At 57.6% G+C, this 22,607-nt stretch carries 13 protein-coding genes; 9 read left to right on the plus strand and 4 right to left on the minus strand.

What is annotated here, in order from left to right:
• Positions 1–53 precede the first annotated feature (53 nt).
• Together SH410x_RS23300 and SH410x_RS23305 are read right to left on the minus strand one after the other, a co-directional pair.
• The gene (locus SH410x_RS23300; RefSeq protein ID WP_473671206.1) at positions 54–986 is read right to left on the minus strand and encodes a sugar phosphate isomerase family; all 933 of its coding nucleotides are present in this window, start codon (positions 984–986) and stop codon (positions 54–56) included.
• 183 nt (positions 987–1,169) lie between these two features.
• Complete coding sequence (locus SH410x_RS23305; RefSeq protein ID WP_473671208.1) at positions 1,170–3,710, minus strand: hypothetical protein; 2,541 nt, start codon at positions 3,708–3,710, stop codon at positions 1,170–1,172.
• Positions 3,711–3,891: 181 nt separating this feature from the next.
• On the opposite strand from SH410x_RS23305, the gene SH410x_RS23310 reads away from it, so the two are divergent.
• The 3 genes from SH410x_RS23310 (at position 3,892) to SH410x_RS23320 (ending at position 9,049) form a co-directional block, all read left to right on the plus strand.
• A complete protein-coding gene (locus tag SH410x_RS23310; RefSeq protein ID WP_473671210.1) occupies positions 3,892–6,975 on the plus strand; it encodes an outer membrane protein assembly factor BamD in 3,084 nt (1,027 codons plus the stop codon).
• A 133-nt stretch (positions 6,976–7,108) separates the two neighbouring features.
• Positions 7,109–8,143 (plus strand): tetratricopeptide repeat protein, encoded by a 1,035-nt coding sequence (locus SH410x_RS23315; protein ID WP_473671212.1) that lies wholly within the window; start codon positions 7,109–7,111, stop codon positions 8,141–8,143.
• A 198-nt stretch (positions 8,144–8,341) separates the two neighbouring features.
• Positions 8,342–9,049 (plus strand): hypothetical protein, encoded by a 708-nt coding sequence (locus SH410x_RS23320; protein ID WP_473671213.1) that lies wholly within the window; start codon positions 8,342–8,344, stop codon positions 9,047–9,049.
• Between the two features lie 432 nt (positions 9,050–9,481).
• On the opposite strand, the gene SH410x_RS23325 is transcribed toward SH410x_RS23320, so the two are convergent.
• A complete protein-coding gene (locus SH410x_RS23325; protein ID WP_473671215.1) occupies positions 9,482–10,753 on the minus strand; it encodes a DUF1559 family PulG-like putative transporter in 1,272 nt (423 codons plus the stop codon).
• A 963-nt stretch (positions 10,754–11,716) separates the two neighbouring features.
• Positions 11,717–11,893 carry a hypothetical protein gene (locus SH410x_RS23330; protein ID WP_473671217.1) on the minus strand — a complete coding sequence of 59 codons (177 nt, stop codon included), beginning with the start codon at positions 11,891–11,893 and terminating at the stop codon, positions 11,717–11,719.
• Positions 11,894–12,344: 451 nt separating this feature from the next.
• Here SH410x_RS23330 and SH410x_RS23335 point away from each other — a divergent pair, with 451 nt between their 5' ends.
• The 6 genes from SH410x_RS23335 (at position 12,345) to SH410x_RS23360 (ending at position 22,576) form a co-directional block, all read left to right on the plus strand.
• Positions 12,345–15,443, plus strand: a complete 3,099-nt coding sequence (locus tag SH410x_RS23335; protein WP_473671219.1) for a CRTAC1 family protein — start codon at positions 12,345–12,347, stop codon at positions 15,441–15,443.
• Positions 15,444–15,579: 136 nt separating this feature from the next.
• Positions 15,580–16,746: a sialidase family protein gene (locus tag SH410x_RS23340; protein ID WP_473671221.1), complete on the plus strand. Its 1,167-nt coding sequence runs from the start codon at positions 15,580–15,582 to the stop codon at positions 16,744–16,746.
• A gap of 123 nt (positions 16,747–16,869) precedes the next feature.
• Positions 16,870–18,129, plus strand: a complete 1,260-nt coding sequence (locus tag SH410x_RS23345; RefSeq protein WP_473671223.1) for an N-acetylglucosamine-6-phosphate deacetylase — start codon at positions 16,870–16,872, stop codon at positions 18,127–18,129.
• Position 18,130: 1 nt separating this feature from the next.
• Positions 18,131–18,310, plus strand: coding sequence for a hypothetical protein (locus tag SH410x_RS23350; protein WP_473671225.1), 180 nt, complete (start codon positions 18,131–18,133; stop codon positions 18,308–18,310).
• 309 nt (positions 18,311–18,619) lie between these two features.
• Entirely contained in the window at positions 18,620–21,049 is a 2,430-nt protein-coding gene (locus SH410x_RS23355; protein WP_473671227.1) for a DUF1588 domain-containing protein, read from the plus strand.
• A 195-nt stretch (positions 21,050–21,244) separates the two neighbouring features.
• Complete coding sequence (locus SH410x_RS23360; protein ID WP_473671229.1) at positions 21,245–22,576, plus strand: DUF1552 domain-containing protein; 1,332 nt, start codon at positions 21,245–21,247, stop codon at positions 22,574–22,576.
• Positions 22,577–22,607: the final 31 nt, after the last annotated feature.

A 22,607-nucleotide genomic window follows, 5' to 3' on the forward strand; every position in this document is an offset into this window, starting at 1 on the left:
GCCATACCGAATTGCTTTCTACAGGTTGGAGTTTGTTGGCACTGGAACGGGGCCTAATGCATTTCGACAGAACAGGTACCGATGCCGCCTCGGTAGTAATTGAATTGGACGTTGGGATGATCAGCGAGCAAGGACATCGGGACAGCCGAATTCGCCATGCCTTTGGCAATCATCAGGCAGGTCAATCGTTGACCAAAAGGGTTGTCGTGGGCGCCCGCGTGCCAGATCGATACTTTTTCTGCCTGCCACGTTTCGACGGGGCCGACCGTGACGGCAGCCGTCGGCACCAACGAGATATTCCCCCCCCCGCTCGTCCGTGCGTTTTGAGCGATCGTCAGCGGGTGCAGGTCGACGACTCTCGTCGCCAGTTTACGATACTCCTCTGGAGGCGGCGGGGTATCTTTCCATTGTCCTTCACGACGTAGCGGGTCGTTGAAGGCCCAGTGTTTGACGTCGCCCTGTCCGCCCTGCATGACGGCGCATCGCACGCCGCTATCCCAACTCTTTCGGTACGGCGTCACATCCGCTTTGGGGAAGTGCAAGTTTTCGTCCGCCATCCGCAGTTTGGCATCGATACGATCAAGTAACATTTCACGATCGCATTTCTCAAACGACAGCGGATGGTCTGCGGGAACTTCGGTGCCGTCAACAATCCACTCATCCATGCCCCAGAAGTGACCGCTCCGCACGTCGAGCTCGAGCGAATTGATCATTCGTGTCACCAGTGGCAACTGTTCCGTTGGACCGATGGGGCCACACACACCGACCGGATTATCGTCCGTCGATTGTTTCCACGCTTCGAGGTACTCGAGCGCTTCGGCCAGGTAAAAATCTTCCAAGGTGTCGTAGAAGACGACGCGAAATCCAGGCCGTGAGAGGGCGAGCATCTCACTGGGCGAGAGCGCCGCCGCTTCGTCGATGATGTCTTGGTCGAGCGTCGTGTAATCCCACCAATCCGATGCGATCACGCTGTGTTTTGCAGTCATTCATGAAACCTTGATGTATCGAGTAAAGAGGTGCGTAGCATAACATGTATTCGGGTATCAGTTGGAACGCTGCCTGCCTGTTCCCACGCGTGATCCGAGCCCGACGCAAGACGCTGTCCACGCAGCTCGATGAAGCGTGCGGGAGGGTGTCTCGAGGGACTGGCGAAGGAGTCCCGGAGAGGCTTAGCAGTCATCGTTTTTTCGCTGGCGCGCTCGACGGTCGCCACGCCGCGTCACAACGCCAAAGATGATAACGGCAACAATGGCTGCGACCACACCGACCGCGGCGAGATTGCCAATCGCTTGGACGCCGAGTGGATCGGCCGAACCCGCACGCGCGTCCTCGATCACACCGGCGATGACCAAGGGTGCGAACTGCTTTCCACCATGCGATCGCATCAGATCCGATTCGTAGCTCCATAATCGATAGAAAAAACCCTCCACCCGAATCGGCACCTTGCGGGTGCTGACGAGTTGGGCTTCGCCACCACCCGCCTGCTCGAGAAATGCTGGGAGCTCGGCGGTGACGATCGTAACAGGATACCGATTCTCCATCGTGACGGGATCGCCACCGGGAACCTCTATCTTCAGCTCCACATTGCCGAGATCACCAATCGCATCGATTTCATAGTAAAAGTCACGACCGACCTCACCCCTGCGCTGCTCCGATTGGATTGCCACCCGGGTGATCCGCACGGTCTCGACATCGAGCCCAATCCAGTCGCCGGTGAACTTGTGTGGATTCTGCAAAAGTTCCACGGGCGAAACCGCGACGGTGGATTCACGCATCGAGCGGATGGCTTGGTCCCACTGAGCCTTGTCGCCGACGCGATTTCCATTGACGTTGGCAGCCCCCATCATCGGATAGAACAGTGGCGAATCAGACCCCGACAATGGTTGCCGATCGAGCTTGTCGATATCCTCCAATCGCCCCAGGTCCAGCCCCGACATCGAGAGCACCTTTTCGGCAGGTGACCGCGGATGGGCGGGGGTCCAGTTCAATCGCCCCGCCACGTCGACAATCAAGTCGCGGGGTGCTTGCTCAACCGTTGTTGGGATTGGGTTGTCGGTAGGGGGGGCGGCCGCAGCACGGATCCGAACCGCGACGCCGGAAACACGATCCCCCGCGGCAGCCTCGGTGGGCAAGCGTTTCGAAAACAGCACATGGGGTACTCCCACGACATCGGCCAGCTGAATCATGTCGATTTGCTTGAGCTCAAGATACTCCTGCAGCTCCGTTGTGATGCTCAGGGGAGCGTTCGCGACAATCGCTTCATCGATTTCGATGGCATCGCCCACGATCGGCACTGAAGCGGATTGAGCGACGCGTTGTTGCAAGGACGGCTCACTGAGCCGGTTGATGCGGAACACCATCTTGGCGAGTTCGTCGACGTCAATCCGCGGACTGCCCAGGGTCGGCTCGGCCTGCCGCGTCAGCTCTTGCATTCGCGGAACATCGTAGCCGGGTAACAGGTCCAGCATCGATTGGGCCGATGCGAGTGACGGCGCGGTGATGGAACACAGTATCCACGCGAGTCCCAGTTTGACCTGATGCCGATTCCGTCTCGCCCGCAGCTGTCGGTTCAGCGTCGCCGTCCGCCACATCACCCACATCGCAATCAGCAAACCAACGCCGACCGAGCCGGCGACGATCCACACCAGGGGGATCGCGTCAGGCGAATCGCTCGCCACCACGTCACGGGGTTCGGATTGCCCGATCGCTGCGGCAACAACACGGTTGCCATTGGCATCAATGGCGGCAATGTGACCGGTGACGACGGGCGTGAGCTCGGCGCCTGCGGCGGATTGATAGGATAGCCGTTTGAGAAACTCTCCATCGACTTCGATCCGAGGTCGCGGTGCGTTCACCGGCCACGATTGTTTGGCGACGGGGGCATCGGCAGATGGCGCCAGATCCTGTGTACCGTTTGTAGTCCCGACAAGAGCCGAAATTTCCGGCGGCAGTTCGGGCACGATCACGAGCCACGGCCGATTGCTGGCGTCGAGCGGCAGTAGCCACAGATTCCAATACGACGAGACATTAAAAGGATTGTCGGCCGCCTGCACGCGTTCGATTTGTACCAGCTCGCCGCTGGCGATCACGGTCGCTCCGCGATAGACACTCGGCTGTTGTAGCAGAGGCAGGACGCCCGCCGGGATCGCTCGTCGCCGCGCCGCATTGAGCTCTGCAAATCGTTGCCCCGAGGGGAGGTGCATCGCCAGCGTTGCGGTCAGACCGGGTCCGTCGGCTGCCCGCCAAACCGTACCGTCATGCATGGCTGCGATCAGTTTCTGTTGCATCGCCAGAGCCATCTGAGGTTGACCACCAGCCGGATGGGGAATGGGCGTTCCGCTCTCACCGAGTTCGTCGGTGTGGCCATCGAGCCAGCTCGCAAGTGCCGTCGTGACGGCCTCGCTCGACTGTTCGCTCACCCATGCCTCGAACCCCGGTGGGACGGGCTGCGTCTTTTCAGGTATGTGTTGACTCGCGACCGTTCGCTGCGCCTTGGCGGGCGGGCGTCGCTGAGTCAGCTGTTTGTGTTCCGTCGTTGGGAAGAAAACTTCAAAGACCCCCGAACGGGCCGCCTGACGCATGACAACCAGGATGAGCGCCATGACGATGAGCAGCCGGATGACTCGCCGCCACGATTGGCCTGGCGGGGTGGAGCGACCGGTTTTTCTGCCGTAGAGGGATTCGCCGTGAAGTTCGCTGGGGATTCGCATCGGACGCAGGTATGATGAGTGGTGAAACGATGCAGACTCTCGAATTTGAAAACAACCTGGCTGCATTGAATGCGAAAAGGTTGCTAGTCCGCTACCGGCACTTTAACCTAGTGTAGTGCTGCTCAACATGCCGAACTCCCGCCGACACGCCCGTCGATTCGTCTCTTGCTCGATATTTCCCATGCCGCGATCGCCTCTCGTTGTCCAGTCTCCATCGCCCAACTCGCGTGGGCGTCTCACTCGACCGGCCATCGGTCGCATCGCGATCGTCAGCGCCGCGTTGTATTTCGCTGGGACGATTGGAACGACACACGCTCTCGCCCAGGGCGAACAGGCGGCCGATTTCGTCAAACGTTTGCGAGCGGCGGAGTACTACGAACTGGCGATCACGTATCTTGATCGGTTGGACCAATATCCGGGCGTCGATTCCGCGTTCATGACGACCGTGCCGCTGGAGAAAGCGCAAACCTATATCGAGTCAGCGGGTGTCGCCCGCTCGGTGGAACGACGGGACGAAGCCTTTGCCGCAGCCGAAGTGCAACTGCAAGCATTCCTAAAAAACCATCCGGACAATCCCCGCGCCTCCGAAGCGCATGCACAACTGGGAAAACTGAGGCTGTTTCGCGGCTCGCAGTTCATGGTGGGGGAACTCGACGATGGCAAACGCGAACAGGCCCGCGAACAATACCAGGCGGCCGCCAAAACGTTTGACGAGATCATCGCAACGCTCCGGGGAAAACTCGAGAAGATGAAGGTTGCCGACATCGATCTCGTTAACGAACCGGACAAGGCGGCGCTCCGGGACCAGTACCGCGGCGAGTTCTTGATGGCGTTACAAAATGCCGGTGAAGCAAAAATGCTCGCTGCGGAGACTTACCAAGACCCGGTCAAAGAAGCTCCTAAACTGCTCGAACAAGCACTCGAGAGCTACACCAATCTAAGCGAAAAGTACGACAACTACGTGCTCGGGGCGGCCGCGTTCTATGCCCGCGGCAAGGTTGAACAATTGCTTGGCAAACGCGATCAAGCTTTCGAAAGCTATACGCGAATGCTCGAACAGAGCGATGCGCCGGAGTTCCGGGATGCGAAGATTGGCGCCGCCGCAGGCTTGGTCAGTCTGATGCTCTCAGGTGAGAAGAAGGACTACGCCGCCGCAATTGAAACGGGTGAGCCGATGGAACGATCGCTTCGCCCCAACGAGCAACGCACCCAAATCGCGCAAGACCTCCGAGTTCAACTCGCCCGCGCCTATCTGGCCAAGAACGCGGACGAAGAGAACAACAAACCCAACGAACGAAAACGGGCGATCTCCGACGCCAGAAAACTGTTGATGCAGGCCAAGAAGATCCCGGGAACACATGAGGCCACAACGCTGAAACTGCTCGCCGATATCGGTATCGATGCCACCGCCACCGAAGCCGTCGCTGACATGCCGACCGCCGATGATCCACAAAATTTCTCAGCAGCGCTAGCGGCGGCGAGAGAGCTATTTCAAACCCAACAGTTGCTCACCGAACAGGTTGAGACACTGAAAAAGCAAGACGGCAACGCAGAACAGATCGAGTCCCTGAACGAGTCGTTGAAATCCATGCGGCAAACCGGGACCGTGATTCTGCGACGTGGCTTGTCGATGATTAACGCGGAGACCGAATCCGCAGAGATCAATGAGGCTCGCCAGTTTCTCGCGTTCCTCTTATTGCAAGAAAAGTACTATCGAGACAGTTTCGTTGTCGGCAGTTCACTCGCGCATTTTGCCCCCGGCACCGATATCGGACTCAGTGGTGGCTTGATCGCATTGAACTCGGCCCAGCAGATCATCTCGGCCGAAGGAACGGGCAGCGACTTTTGGGTCAACCAGATCAAAGAACTCGGTGATTTTTTAGTCCAAAAATGGCCCGACAACCCCAAGGCGGCATCCGCCCAAGGCATCTCGATCGCCATGGCGTTGAAGAAAGGCGATCTGGCGGAAGCCAAGGCCATGATTGACGCGATGCCCGAAAGCCCCGGACGGGCCCAATTCCGGCGAACGCTCGGTTTGTTTTTCTGGAATGAAGCATTGCGACTTCGCAGTGAGGACAAGGACGAACTGTCCGATGCACAACTGGTCAATGCTGCCCAGGAACTGACCTCCGGTCTCAACCAGATCCAAGGTGGGTTGGTCGATGCTGACGCGATGAATGCGGCCCTGGTCCTCGCCAAAATCCGCTTGCGTCAAGACAGACCCGACGACGCGGTCAAAGTGCTCGACCAGCCGAAGTACGGCCCAATCACGCTGCTATCCAAACTCGAAGCTCCATCGCAAGATTTTCTGTTTGATCTGTATCGAACCGAACTGCAGGCGGTCGCTGGGCAGATGACCTCGCCGGGAGGCAACCAGGAAAAACTTCTCGCCCGCGCCTCCAAAGCAATCGATCAGCTGCAACAGGCGGCCCAGGACGCTGAGGGAAAGAAGAAATTGGTCGCCACGTTCCGAACGCTCGCGGTCGACATTCAAGCACAAATCAAAAATGCGCCCCCTGCACGGCAGAAACAGCTCGTCGATGCCTTCAACGTGTTCTTGTCGCAGATCGCTAGCATTTCTCAAGATGACACGACGTTGTTGTGGGTCGGCCAAACGATGTTGGGGATGGCTGAGTCGGCCATGCCGGCAGGCCAAACCAAAGCGGAAGGACAAACCGCAGATCTCTTGAAGACGGCTACCAGCACTTTTCGCACACTCAAAGAGAAGCCGGAGGCATCCGATACGATTCCTTACATGCTGGGCAAAGCACTGCGTTTGCAAGGCGAGTATTCGGCGGCACTGAAGGAGTTTCGGGAGATTTTAAAAGCCAAACCGACCATGATCGACGCCCAGGAAGAAGCCGCCTTGACGTACGAGCAATGGGCGATGGTCTTGCCAGCGAAGTATAAACCCGACGCTTACGATGCCGCCGTCAGTGGCGGTAAGAACGGTGCGATTTGGGGCTGGGGTAAGATCAGCGTGATGACGCAACGAAGCCCCGCGTTTCGCGAACGCTTTTTCAATGCTCGCTACCACCTCGCGGTCTGCCGATTTCGGCAAGGTGAGGCTGCCAAGGACCCCAAACTTACCAAGAGCGCGGCAAGTGTGATCACCGGGCTGGCGGGCCTATACCCCGACATGGGCGGCCCCGATCAATTTAGAAAATTCGATGCACTGCTCAAGAAAATTCAAGTTGCCACGGGCGACAATCCAACCGGGTTGCCGCCGGCACCGAAACAGCCCGAGCCCCCTTCGAATGGCTAACCGGCCGCTGAACTCCCATACTGATTAGCCGTGTTGGCGATCACCTCGGTTCCCATGGAACGACCGGGGCGAGCGCCCCATCGGCGAACATGACAATTCTTTCCGTTTGAAACCAACCGAACTCAACTCTGCCATGACTTCTCATTCGCCAAAGCGTTGCTGTTGTTTTGCCCTTCTGCTGGCCCTCCTGTACACAGGCACCGTCCAGGCCCAGACAGACCGACTCTATCCAGACGACGGGGCGGCGGTGATCGGGCGGACCAAATCGCTCAGCAAGAATGAGATTGTGATGACGGTCGGTGGCAAAGATCAATCGTTCTCGCCAAGCGATGTCACACGCATCCTCTTCCAAGGTGATCCCGCTGAGCTCACCCGCGGCCGAGAACTGGCGATGGAGGGACAATATCAACAAGCCTTTGACGAACTGAAGAAAATTGACATCGCAAAACTGTCGCGAGACGTCATCAAGGCAGATGCCGAGTTCTACCTGGCCGATGCGCAAGGTCAGATGGCCCTCTCGGGGCAAGGCGACCTCAATACAGCCACCACGAACGTGATCGGATTCGTCAAAGCCCACCCGGACTCCTGGCATTTTTACGCTGCGGCCCGGTTACTCGGCGATTTGGCCAAAGCGTTGGGCAATCATGACAAGGCGGCACAGTTCTACGGATATTTAGGCAAGTCCCCCTCACGTGAGCTGCAGATTGAATCGGTGTACCAACTGGGCATGATCAAGCTGCTGCAGAATGAGCTCGATCCGGCCAAGGACGCGTTGGCGAAGGTTGCCGGTCTCAAACCGAACTCAGTGGGTGAACGACGGTTGCAGACGTTAGCGAAGGCCGGCATCGCAGTGATCACCGCGAAACAGGGACAGGGCGAAGAGGCGATCAAGATGGTCAACGACATGATCGCACAACTCAACCCAACCGATACGCAAACCGCCGCCGCCATCTACAACGCACAGGGTGCCAGTTACCAGGCACTCGGCGACGACGAGGGCGCGCTGCTCGCGTACCTGCACACGCAACTGTCCTATTCCACTCACGCCGCCGAGCACGTCGAAGCGCTAAAACAACTGATCGATTTATGGACGAAGGTAGGCAAGCCGGATCGGGCCGCTCAAGCCCGCGGGGAACTGCAACAACGCTACCCCGGTTTGAGCGGTTAGCAAGCACTTGAATCAAAATGTTTTCCCACGCACCTTTTCTCTGTGCTGCGGGATGTAACCCTTGGATAGAAAAGCAAACGGAAATGCTCAAGGTCGACGCGAGAACGGTCGGCGCGGTCTCCGATAGGAAGTATTGATTGATGGTGCGGAGGTCGTCTTTGCTCCCAATTCTCTGCTCACCGTGGACCCCCTCCCACCATGCGTTGCAATCAAAATTTCCGGAACCTCAGCGGGATCGTCATCATGACGCTCGCGGGGTGGCTCACCCTTGGCACCGCGACAGCCTCCGCCGTCGACGGCTCGGAACTGAACTCGTCCGTGGGCGTTTGGGCACCGCTGCTACCGAGCCTCGGGACCAGTTCGGGTGATTCCATCGGCACCATCGTCGGGCTCGGTGGCCACCATCGATTTCAAGGATATCGCACGAGCGTTGAATCGAATATCAAATACGGGGTTACCAATACCACGCAAATGATCAATTTCGATGCCATCATGCGAGATACCTGGGATTTCGGCGATCACCACCTGTCCGCCGGTTTCGGCTACAGCATGATGAACTGGGATCAAGATGCAGGCAGCCAGTCGATCGATTCCGACTACCAAGGCGCCAAGATTGTTACCGGCTGGCAAACCGTGTTCGGCCGCACGCCGGTTTGGCTCGACCTGTCGTTGGGTCTGTACGATCTCAACGGACGCTACACCAGTGGTGCGGTCACGGACCACATCAGCGATTTTGCCACGACGTACGGGATCGACCTAAAAACGGACTTCCACACGTTCGGCATCCCCTCGCGAGCCGTTCTCGGTGTGAACTACCTGGACAACTTCGCCGCCTGGCAAGCCGGCCAACTCGGCACCGACGACGCCGTGGTCCTGACAGGCGCCATCGAGTTTCTGCTGTACTAAGGGCTCGTCCCACGCTGCGTTGAATCGGATGAACTGGAGTCGTCGCTCGGGGCCATTGTCCCGAGCGAGCATTTTCACGGCGGCTCACCCCCCAATGAATCCGCCCACGGAACAGTCATCCTCTTCTGCGGCTGAAAGACATGCTTCCCAGCTTGTTCCGGCGGGCCACTGTCACTGCTGCGACGCTCGATCGCACGATCGAATGTCGTCGCCAAGCCAACAGCCGAAACATCACCCTGGAAACAACCATGAGTACTGGCCAACGCCTAACAGGCTGTTGATTTAGCCGAACCTCGACCGGCAATGGTAAGCCGAATGTGGTAGCGCATCGGGTGACGCGAGCAATCCGAGAATGGATGCGGGTGCATAAAAAACCTCGCCTACGGGGTGCAGGCGAGGTTCGATCCAGATCAAGCGATTGGCGATTGGCGACTAGAAGCTTTCGACAACCTCTTTCGACGCTCGCGTACCGAGTGAACCCCACAGACCGTACGGGCTTTTCGCACCGGGGTTGCTGGAATTGGTAACAATCGGGGCATTCTGATTGCCGGATTCGATCGAATCCGTAATGAACTTCACGGCACCATCACCCATCAAGACATGAACGCCACCTTGGTGAAAGCTGCTTGGTGAAAATGCTCCCGGGTTATCCGCCCATTGGCCGATGCACAGCTCACTATTGGGTGGGCGAACCGTGTAGACAGCCGAAATGCCAGAACGGAGTGCTGCCGCCCAGCGCATCCCACGGCTGTTACTGGAGTTAGATTCCAAGCTGACCGGAGGCGTGCAACCAACGCTCGATGTGCCGCACCAGAATTGGGGCCGCTCAGGATCAAGCTCATTGGATGCCACACAGTGCGAAGGATTATTTTGCACATCGTTGGCACTCCCACCAGCATCCCATGAGTAAGCGCCGCGTTTGTCTCTGTCGCCTTGGTCGGAGATAATCTCGCCCATTGCGATCGTATTCGATAGGCCATCCTGCACGTCGCGGAAAGCTCGCGCGACGTGAATCGAAAACAGCCCGCGGTGAACGGCCTTGGCGTTGGCGGCATTCCCCGAACTGGTTGTTGGACCGTACGGTGGCAAGCTCGATCCATTGACGTTGATGTGGTTCTGATGCTGCGTACTGTACGAGTCACCCATGCACGTGCCGTAGTTTGTACGACCGAGCCCAGGCAAGCCTCTTCCCGGATCGCTGGGGCAACGGATGTTTGAAATTTCCGTCGACCACGGAATGTAACCCGGATTGGTTGAAAACGACTTCGGGCTCGGCCCCATCGCTGGCCATGCGCCGGGAGTCCCTGTATCTGCCGGTGGCGCCCCACCGGTCACCGTTTGAGTGTCGGGGTTCGAAATTTGTTGCCAGAGTGCTTGTTGCTCAAAAAATGGCGTCAACCCAACCATGGCGCTCAAGCACAGCTTGTTCGAACTGTTGGACGCTTGCCACCAGTTTGAAGAGCCTGCGGTTAACCCCACGCCCGTTCCGGAACCGTGAATAGGCAACTGATCATACGCAGAATGATAGTTGTGCATTGCCAAGCCGATTTGCTTGAAATTGTTACTGCAACTCATTCGACGCGCCGCCTCTCGGGCGGCTTGGACGGCGGGCAATAACAAGCCCACTAAAACTCCGATGATGGCGATCACCACCAATAGTTCAACCAAGGTAAAGCCCCTGGCCTGACGATCTCGACGATTCATGTGACTGCTCCAAAAGAAGAAGAGTAAAGAGAATTCGCCCGAAGGGGACCAACCCAAACCGTAAGTCGAATTAGCAAGAGTTTCTCCCACCGTAACATCGGACCCGCCAAGTCTAACGACTCCTGCGGGGGGGAAACAACGAAAAAGAGACGCTGTCTTAGAAAAAAATACATCTTTGAAGGGAACATGCAGGCCAGGACGAGCGATATCCGACGAAACAACCCGATCGAGCCCGTATTGCGGTACGCCCGCGCAGCCGTTTTTCGCCTACGGAAACTCTCGCCCATCAAACCGAGCGTGGCTGATTGAGTCATCCCTGGGGTCGCGATCGCTTGACGGATCCAAGCGACCAACGCGCGCAAAACGTTTTAAATCAATGCTCCGCTGAATCGGCGAGATTCGCGTTTTGTATACGCGAGTGCCCCGCCCGCACGAGCAGTGCATGCGGGCGGAAGCCCCCGCCCTACCATGCGTTGAATTCACCCCAGACACGCAGGCCGCCCTTTTTATGGGTCCATCCGGCCTACCTTAGGTTTCGCAGCGATGAGCCAGGTGTGCGGCGTTGTCAAGGATCGCGGTGCCGTCCGCTATTTTTGTCAGTTAAATGTAACTGCGGCAGGATCGGTGCGTCGGGAGAAGCGGGAAGCAAGCTTTGTTGGAACGCAAACTGCCGAGGACTCTCTGGGGCGCACATGAGCCGAAAGGTGCCTTCGGCTGGTGGCGGCTGCGTCCGCCGTCAGCATTTCGTCTGCGACATCGCTCATTTTGGACGTCACCGCCATGCCTCTCAAATCCAACAGGCTGGATTCACCCGCGATAGCCCTGGATGAATCCTTTTTTAAATAGCAATGTGGTTTGCGTTACGCCGCCAATCGCAAGCCCTCTACCTCTCGCGCGGATGCGTCTTGACGAGACCACACCCGCGAGGTTGAGTGGTGCTTGGTGACGATCGCTGATCAGCGTTTACCTCGTCGCTTCTCTCATCGACTTCTCATACGCCGCTTTTTCTGCATCCGTCATCTCCGGCTCTTCTGGCGGAGTTTCTCGGATGACCTCGGTATCACCTGACCCACCACAACCAACGAGGGGAAACGAGCAAAGGCAGAGAATGGCGATCCAAACAAAGCAAAATTTCTTCATGATAGGTCCTTGGAGGTGATGGATTCAGAAGACAATCAGATGATGACGGAACACGCCGTATGCCTTCGATGTCGGGGTAGTCTAGCAGTGTCAAACTGCAGTCGCCACCAAATTTTCGGAGAAAAAAATGGCCCGCGATGCTCCTTGACGCGAGAAGATCACCCGCTACCGGCAGCAGCGAGGAAGTCGCCGGCCGGTCGCTGCTGACGTGCACGGACCCCCGCAAAAGCGACGGTTCTGCGATGACGCCGCCCTATCGGCCTGCGCCGCCTTTGAGGATTCGAACCCGATCTGAGTGGCAGCGGCCACGACGATTGAGCATCGCCAGCATTCAAAACAGCTTCGTTTTAAGAAGTTCCGCCCCTCTCGTTCCGCTATGATCTAATCCGACGATGGTGGCGACAATGTTGCTAACACCGACCGATAGATCGTTCATTTTGCTTAGTTGGTCATGAACCTGTTTTTTTTCAAAGCGATACTATTGCGACATGGGTGCCGTGTTCGCTTTGCCGTGCGAGTGTTCAGCGGAACGTTTCTCCTGCTGTTGCTGGTCGGCTGTGGTCACGACGCCACTCCGATTGAGTCGCCCCTGAAGTTGAGTGAGCCCGATCCATCGTTTCCTACTGATCCGCGTCACCAGTTACGTTCTTTGATACGGGCGCGGGATTGGCAATCTGCTCGCCCGGTAGCGCGGCAGGCGATCTTGGCCAATCCGAACGACCCCGACTTGTTGTCCGACGCGGCGAAGGTTTTTGGATTCAGTGGTCGGGCACGTGAGGCAGCTGAGATGCTGGTCGAGGCGGCGCGGGTTGCCGACTATCACCCAGCATCACGTGTGAATTATGCGGTCCGAGCGTTGATCGAGGTGGGCGACCTTTACGGTGCGATTGAGTTGCTCGAGAATTCGCTCGACGTGGCCCCTGAGAATAGTGAACTGCGTCGTGTGTTGGTTGGCTTCTTAGGCGAAGCGGAGCGAACCGAGAAGATCCCGCCACATTTCTTGCGTCTGATTCAAGATCGAGATTTTGACTTCCCACTGCTGGTGGCGCTCACGGAAACCTCCGCGAGGCGGTTCGCGGTAGACACGATTGAGATCCTATTGGAACGCAATCCAAACGATCATCGTTTGAACCTGGGGCAAGCGTCCACGTTGATCGCCGAAGGAGACGTTCCGGCGGCGGTCGAGGTGCTCGAGGAAATCTTGGAACACCATCCGGACTTCGCACCCGCTCACGCTTTGTATGGTCAAACGTGGATCCTGCAACAACGCTTTGAGGAGATTGCGAACTGGAGCGACACCGCCCCCCCAGGGACAACGTCGTACTGTGACTACTGGCTGACACTCGGAGACTGGGCGGCACATTACGATCGCGCGGACGAAGCCGCCCGCGCCTACTGGCAGGCAACTCGTGTGGATCCAAATCGCAGCCTTGCCTGGTCCGGTTTGGCTCAAGCGATTCGTTCAGGAACGGCAGATGACATTTCCACGGGCGTCGACGATGAACGAGCTGAAATGTTACTCGCGATCGATGAACGCATTGTCAACCTGCTGGAACTACGAAAGCGGTATTACGCCTTCAACGCCGGGAACCGAATCAGCCAGTCTGATGCCGTCGCCGTTGCCGAGTCGCTGTGGAAACTGGGGAGGCACTGGGAGGCAGAGGCCTGGACGGCCGCTGCGACCAGCCTAACGGACTCACCCTCGACGCAGCTCGTGGACCTGCGGACGAAGATATTGACGGCACTCCAGAAAGACAGACGCTGGCAATCCGACACGGGGCAGGATGCGTTAACCCTGGATCTTTCCGATTTCCAGTTGCCAGCTCTCCATGAAAGCAAGAGTGCCGATGACATCAATCAATCATCGCTCGCTCAGGCCCATGATCGTTCCGCTGTGATCCCGGAAAAGCTGACAACGGAGCACCTTCGATTCGTCGAGCAAAGCGACCGATGGGGACTCCAGGCAATTGGCGCCAACAACAATCCGATCGACGTCCGATTGGCAGCCTTGATCCGATCGACCGGGGCTGGGGGTGGTGCAATCGACTATGACCTGGATGGTTACTGCGACTTCATTGTGATGAATGCGGGTGGCACGATGCTGGAACACGACTCGATCCCCAACGACTTGATGCGAAATTTAGGTCAGCGATTTACGAAGGTCACTGACTCGGCAGGTGTCGGGGACCGCGGTTTCGGTCAGGGGCTCGCAATTGGTGACTACAACGAAGACGGTTTTCCGGATTTATTCTTTGCGAATTTGGGAAGCAATTCGTTACTAAGGAACAATGGGGATGGAACATTCACCGAATGCTCCGAACAGCTCAATGACGATGAGCGGCAATGGACGACCAACGCGATGTTCGTGGACGTGAACAACGATGGCGTCTCCGACTTGTTGACAACGAATTACTGCGCCACGACCGATTCACTCAGTCAAGGATGTTACGACGACTCAGGGCAGGAGGGACCCTGCCATCCGCTGCGATTTCCGGCACACGCGGATCAGTTTTTTGTTGGCGATGGCAATGGAGAGTTCCACGATGTCTCGAAGCAATCGGTCGGCAACGTGTCGACCGGACGCGGGCTGGGAATCCTGGCCGGAACGCTCGACAACGCACATTTGGGGATCCTGATCGCCAACGACATGTCTGCGAACTTCTACTTCACTCCTCCGGCTTCAACGCGTGGCCATGAACTGGGACGTTTATCCGAAAGCGCCGCTGCAAGAGGCGTCGCGGTGGACGGTCGCACGATGACCCAAGCCTCCATGGGCATTGCGGCAAGTGATTTCGATGGAGACGGCGACCTGGATTTCTACATGACAGGATTCGCTCAGGAATATAATATTTTCTACGAGCAGATCTCCGCAGGCTATTGGCGAGATCAAACGAGGAGACTGGAACTCGATTTACCGACGCTGTCGATGGTCGGTTTCGGTACCCAAGCCATTGACTTGGACGGCGACGGAATTGATGAAATTGCCGTAACGAACGGCCACATCGGAGATTTCCCTGATCCTGAAGCTCCTCCTTATGAGCAACCGTTTCAAATCTTTCGCCGTGGTTCTCAGGGGAATTTTGTGTTGCTTGAAGATGACTCCTGGGGGACGTACTTCCAAACGCCGCATGTCGGGCGAGCGATGTGGCGAATGGATGTTGATCGCGATGGCCGCGACGATCTCATGATCACCCATTGTGCCGAGCAGGTTCGCTTGCTCGTCAACCAATCGGATGATGAGAACCATCGGATTGCTTTCCGGCTCGTCGCTACTCGATCGGCCCGCGACGCAATCGGCGCCATCGTTCGCTTTCAGGCCGGTGGCCGCACCCGGACGCTCTGGCAACTCGCGGGCGATGGTTACCTTTGCAGCAATGAGCGCATTCTGCGCGCGGGGCTAGGCAATGACCACGAAGTTACCAACGTAACGATCACCTGGCCCGATGGCAGCATCTCCGAGCTCGGCACCCTCGCTGCGAACTCGGAGTATCTTATCGTGCAGGACCAATCGCGGGCTTACGAATTGAAACGGTGGGACGACGGTCGTTGACGCCCTGTCACTATCTCGCCCCATCTCGCCCCCCGTCTCCATGCGAACCCACCATCCCCACCTCGCAAACGGATATATTGCTCCCTGCGATACACCGGAGCAATCTACAACCAACAGGAATCAAATGAACGTGATCATGAGACGCTCAACACTTTACTCCAATACAGTTGCTTTCCTGCTTCTGGGGTTCACGATGGCTCCTGTTTGCGGCAGTGAAACAGACGGCATCACGGAGCCCTCTGACACCATTTCGATTCCGACGATCGACATCTCGAGCGAGACAGAGCGTCATTCGATCGTGGCCCAGGGAACCCCTGAGAGATATCAAGGGCACCCCTGCACGGTCTTGCTCCCCGACGGGAAGACAATGTTTTGCGTGTGGTCGATCAACCACGCCGGTTACCTTGGCCCGCTCGCCCGTAGCGATGATGGCGGCAGGACATGGAGCGGTTTGCTCGAGGTGCCTGATAGCTGGCAAGAGGTCACCCAGACAACGCCAACGATCCACTATTTAGTCGATCCTGATGGTGTGGGACGCATCTTTGTGTTCGGTGGCCTTGATTTCCCTGGTCGCCTTCGACAGGCATACTCGGAAGACAATGGGGTGACCTGGACAGAGATGAAGGACACTGGGTTAGCGGCCGAGTGCGCCCCGAAGACCATCATGTCCTTTGACAACGGCAAGCGGTTGGTGATGTGGTGCGACCGCCGCGGGGCGTTTGCTGCCAATCGCCCCGATGCCGATCCCTACGTTTGGGCGGCCGAATCGCTTGATGGTGGTCTGACCTGGTCGCCGGAGCGGCCGGTGGTCCGCACCCAGTCGCGTTGGGGCCAGCCCGCTGTCATCCGATCGCCGGACGGGGACCAACTCCTCATGGTGCTTCGCAACGAGAAATCGCATTCGCTCTTTTCGGTAAGTGACGACGAGGGAAAAAGCTGGAGTGAGGTCCGGCCGCTACCAGCGGCGTTGACCGGTCACCGGCCCAAGATGCTTTACGCACCCGATGGACGCCTCGTGATCGTGATGCGCGACACAGCAAAGACCTCAAAGACGCTCGGGCACTTTGTCGCCTGGGTCGGAAACTATGAAGATGTCGTCTCAAACCGTCAGGGGCAGTACCGGATCAAACTGTTGCATAGCAACGCGGGGTGGGATTGCGGCTACTCGGGCTTCGAGTTGCTTCCTGACGGGACTTTCGTCGCGACCACCTATATCAAATATCGTCCCGGTCCCGAAAAACACTCCGTCGTTTCAACTCGATTCAAGCTTGAGGAGATCGACCAGAAAGAGCCGATGGAATAGCCCTTGGTTTTATCACAACAGGTGGCCTAGGATGGTCCCTTCGGTTCAGTGAACCATCGGGACCTCCCTCGGATGTGCTTCGTTGTCAACCATTTATGTCACAAAAGTCTTTGCGAGGTCGTGATGGAATCCAGTGCCGATCAATGTCACCCATCCGAACCCTTGGTGTTTGTGGGGGGCACAGCCATTCTTGCTGATCGTTTATTACCCCACGCGGTCGTCGTCTGCCGCGGAGGTGTGATTGAGTCGATCGGAGATTCACAGACGATCCCAGAGGCCAGCCACGTGATCGACCTGCACGGAGCATACCTGTCTCCCGGGTTCGTGGACCTGCATGTTCATGGCGGTGACGGAGCGGATTTCATGGACGGCGATGAGGATGCCGTGCGGACCGCCGCGGCGGCGCACCTCCGCGGTGGGACAACGACCATCTTCCCCACCTCGACGACGGGAAGTCCGCAACTGATTCACCGGATGATCGACGCCTGCATGGCGGTTGCCCGGGAATCGTCGCAGCATTTGGCGGCGACTTCTCCGCCGACGAGCAACGTCGTGTTGCCGCACTTGCCGGGAATTCATCTCTATGGCCCTTTTTTCGCGGAAGGAAAAGTGGGGTGTCACGATCCCCATGCGCGCAGGGATCCCGAGCCAGATGAATATGAATCTTATTTCGATCGCGATTTTGTTCGGATCGCGACCTGTGCGGCCGAGTTGCCTGGCGCGACGTCTTTCTATCACTTGGCCGCCGAAAAGAAGTGCTTGATCACCTGTGGTCATTCCAACTCCAGTTGGACGGAGATGCAGGCAGCCTTCGATGCCGGCATGCGGCACGTCGACCATTTCTGGTGCGCGATGAGCAGCGTCCCCTCGCTGAGAACACGATTTCAGGTGCCGATGCAGGCGAGCATGACGGAGTTTGTTTTGATGAACCCTGCGATGAGCACCGAGGTGATCGCCGACGGTTGCCACCTGGCTCCCGAGTTGCTTGAGTTCGCCTACCGCATGAAAGGTCCCGAACGACTCTGTTTGGTTACCGATGCCAATCGTGCCTATGGGATGCCGCCAGGCGAATACGTGTTCGGTCATCGAGATTTAGGAGGCCTGATATATAGCGACGGCAACGTGGGCTGGACGCTCGATCGATCCAGCCTGGCGAGTTCCGTGCAGGGCATGCACCACATGGTTTCCCACTTTTTCCAATCGACTTCCGCAACGCTGCCGGACGTCATCCGAATGGCTTCGCTAACGCCTGCTCAGCGAGTGGGGATCGACCACGAGACAGGAAGTTTGTCACCGGGCAAACGAGCCGATCTGTTGGTTTTGGATGCCGATCTGAAGATCCAACAGATCTACGTGCAAGGGCGACGTACCGGCTCAATTTAGCGTGAACGATTCGCCTCTTGGCATCCCACTCGATTCCCTCGTCGCCAGCAACGAAAACCGCGATTACCGAAAATATCAGCCCGCAAAAACCAACTGTCCGCATGGCAGCGGCGGCGGTCGAGCAGTCATCGGGGAGGCCGAGCGAGGATTCGCGTTTGGGCGGTTGAATCGCAGCGGCTAGGCGAATCCACTCGCCGGGACATCTTTCGATGGAACCGTCCACTTCGCTGGTTGATTATGTTGAGGACGACTTTGCCAGAATCGATGGACTGGAGCATCTCGCCCATGAAACCGGTCTCGGCCGAGCCGATGATTGCGACGACGTCAGCTGCGGGGTTCCCGAGGAGCCGCTATTTGCCGTTTCGGCCCAACTTATTTGCCGTTTCGGCCCAACTCACGTAGAATAGCGTTATCCCCCCGCCCCCCATTCTCCCCCGCTTGAGAAAATTCCGCGCTGCCATCGATCAGATGGCCCTGCGGATCCTGCGCAATGAATATCAAACAGCTCTATTTGGTAGCGTTCCTGTTGTCGCTTGGGATCCATCCACTGACGTGGAACGTGGTCTGTGGCGCGGAGCCTGCAAGCAGCACAAGCGAAGATCCTGAGGGGCAACTGGAAGCGGGGGCCGCAATTTTTGCGGCCCAATGCGCCAGTTGCCACGGGGGTGGCGGCGAGGGCACTGCCGAGAACTACCCTGATCCGTTAATCGGTGATGCATCGATCGGCGAACTGGCCGAAATCATCACCGACACGATGCCCGAGGAGGATCCCGAGAAATGCGTTGGCGTGGATGCCAAGGCGGTCGCCGCCTACATTCACCACACCTTCTACAGCGAGGCCGCTCAACTACGAAGTCGCCCGCCCCAACTGGCGTTGCAGCGATTGACGGGCGACCAACTCCGCAGCAGTTTGTCGGATTTGTACGGGCATTTTTCCAATATCCGTCGTGATAAGTGGGAAGAGCGGACATCCCAGCAAGGCTTGGAAGGGAAGTACTACACCGGCAAAAAGTGGGATGATGCGAACCGAAAAATCGTTCGCACCGACCCCGTGATCGATTTTGATTTCCAGCTCCATGGCCCCCAAAACGCCGATGGCAGTGATGCAGGGATCGACGGGAATGAATTTCATGCCCATTGGCAGGGTGGTCTGCGCGTTGAAGAAACGGGGCGGTATGAATTGATCGTCCGCAGCACCACGTCGTTCACGTGCTCGTTTGGGCACGATCGCAACGAGCTCATCGACAATCACGTCCAATCGGCCGGTCGCAACGAATTTCGACGCTCGCTCATGCTGACGGGCGGCCGGACGTATCCGATCAAGATCGATTTGAATCAACGCAAACGCAAGGGCGAGACGCCGCCCTCGAGCATTTCACTGTCGTGGGTGCGGCCTGGCGGCGTGGAGGAGATTTTGCCCGCGAGGAACCTCGTTCCAGGCTGGGTACCGGCTGCCTTGCGCTTGGAAACGAACATGCCACCGGACGATCAAACCTACGGGTTCCCACGGGGGATCTCGGTCGATCCGGTCTGGGATGAGGCCGTGACATCGGCCGAGCTGGAATTCGCCGATTTGGTCTGCACAGAACTGTGGCCTGACTATCGAAACCAACACAAACGGGACAAACTGCCCAACGAAGAACTCCTGCGGCGGTTCCTCAGTGAAATGATCGCGGTGGCTTATCGCGGCACGCCCGATCAGGTGGGTGCGGACCGGATAATCGATATCGCGACGGCAGCGCACGTCGACGAAACCGAACAAATTCGGCATGCCATTCTGTTGACGCTCAAATCGCCTCGGTTTTTGTATCCAACGTTGGATGCCGACCGCACAGCATCCCAGCAAGCCGCCGATCGAATTTCGCTGACTCTGCACGATTCCTTGCCAGCGGACGGTTGGCTCGTCGACCAAATCCGTAAAACCCCCACAACGGACGAGAACGGACGACGTAATTTGGCACGGGTGCTCGTTGATGATGCCCGCACGCGTGCGAAAGTTCGCGAGATGTTTCATCACTGGCTCGAGATTTCGCCCGCGGACGACTTGCGAAAAGACGAGGCAAAGTTCCCCGGCTTTGACGCTGCGATTGTCAGCGATTTACGAAGTTCACTCGACGCCTTCATTGATGCAGTCGTGTGGAGCGAGGCGAGCGATTATCGTCAGTTGGTTGCCGCTGATTGGACGCTCACCACGCCCCGACTGGCCGATTTCTACGGAAAGGCCTGGCAGCCCAGCGATAGCAATCCCGCTGAGGCAGGCGCCGTGAACGTGGACTGGGCCGGCGGCATGTCCCGCAGCGTGGCCGATGCCCAAACCCACGTCGGGGTGCTCACCCATCCGCTCGTGATGGCGAAACTCGCGCACCACCGGACAACGTCACCGATTCATCGCGGCGTGTTTTTGGTCCGGCATGTGATGGGACGCGTGCTCCGGCCGCCCAATGCGGCGTTCACGCCGCTGAGCCCGGACCTGCATCCGGACCTCACCACCCGCGAACGAATTGAATTGCAGACGGGCCCAGAGAGTTGCCAAACCTGTCACTCGAAAATCAATCCGCTCGGCTTTGCCCTCGAAAACTTTGACGCGGTGGGACATTACCGTATAATGGAGGGCGATAAACCGATCAATGCAGCCGGCGGTTACACGACTCGAGACGACGAACAGATTCAAATTGATTCGGCGCGGCAGCTTGGCGATTATGTCGCGAACGGCCCCGATGCCCAATCCGCGTTTGTTGAGCGAGTGTTCCAGTACTTCGTCAAGCAACCCATTGCCGCCTACGGCACCGACCAACTCGAAAAACTCACCGAGCAGTTCCGAGACTCTAATTTCAACATTCGAGAACTGCTCGTCGAAATCGCAGTAATCAGTTCGCAACCCGCCCCCAAACCGGAGCCGTCCGGAAACGTCAAAGAGTAAGATTGACTGTATGAGCCATGGGGTCGCTAGCCCCCGTGAATGCGACGAAACATGGCTAACGGCCTGTTGATTGAGTGAGCCGAGACGCGTATGCGCCCGATACAGTATGCTACTGGAGGCCTTACCGGCATTCGGCTCACCCGAAAACGAAAGATTGACCGCCTCCCCTCCCTCCTCCTCACCCCACCTCCCGCTATGCCTACCTCACGTCGACGCTTTCTTAAGCAAACGGGCATCAGTGCCGCAGCGGCACATTTTGCCATGAATCTACCCAGCCTCGCGTTGGGTGCCGAATCAGCGAACCGCCAACGTGTCGTGTTCGTGTTCAGTCCTAACGGGGTGATCCCAGATCACTTCTGGCCGACCGTCGACAAGAAGGAGAGCGAGGGCGAATTGGAGTTCAAACGGATTCTCAAACCGCTCGAACCGTTTCGAGACCAAACCGTCACGATGCATGGACTTTGCAATCAGATCCAGGGCGACGGCGATGGACACATGCGGGGGATCGGTTGCCTGTTAACCGGCGTGGAGCTATTTCCCGGCGACATCCAAGGCGGCAGCGACACGCCAGCGGGTTGGTCGCAAGGGATCAGCATTGACCAGTTTCTCAAGAATCAATTGCAAGCGGACACGAAGACTCGGACACGGTTCGGATCGCTGGAATTTGGCGTGATGGTGCCCGATCGTGCCGACACCTGGACACGAATGTCCTACAGCGGACCGAACCAACCGGTCGCGCCAATCGATGATCCGTACAAGATGTTCGATAAATTGTATGGGCAGGCCAAGAACCGCGAGTTGCTTGCCAGCGTCCTCGATGACCTGACCGATGATTTCCACACGCTCGAGAAGATGGTCAGTGTGGAAGACCGTCATCTGTTGCAGCAGCACCAGGCTTTGGTACGCAAGGTCGAACAAGACTTGCAGGTCGAGTTGGCAGCAAAATCTGACGCGATCGGTCACGCGGTCCCTGAATTGCCGCCTAACGTCGAAGATCAGAACGACAACATGCCGCAGATCACGCGGATGCAAATCGAGTTGTTGGTCAATTCATTCGCGGCGGACTTCAACCGCATCGCCACCTTCCAGATCACCAATAGTGTCGGCAATGCCAAACTGCGCTGGCTCGACATTGACGAAGGCCATCACGCCCTATCGCACGAACCCGACAGCAATGAGGATTCCTACGAGAAACTGATCAAGATCAACACTTGGTACTGTGAACAGGTCGCCCACTTGGCCAAACGATTGCAGGAGACACCCGAACCGGGTGGCGAAGGATCCATGCTCGATCACACAACGATCGTCTGGACAAACGAACTCGGCAAAGGCAACTCACATACTCGCAACAACATCCCGTTTGTCTTGGTCGGTGGCGGATTGGGGATTCGCGGGAACCGAGCGATCGATTTCAAACGAACACCCCACAACCGATTCCTGATGACGCTGGCCGAGCGAATGGGATTCCCTCAAACCTCATTTGGGAACCCCGATTTCTGCGGCGACGGTGTGCTGACGGGCGTGTAGCCGATCGAGCAAAGGGGAGGCGAAGAGGGTT

Source organism: Rhodopirellula sp. SH410 (assembly GCF_055811895.1).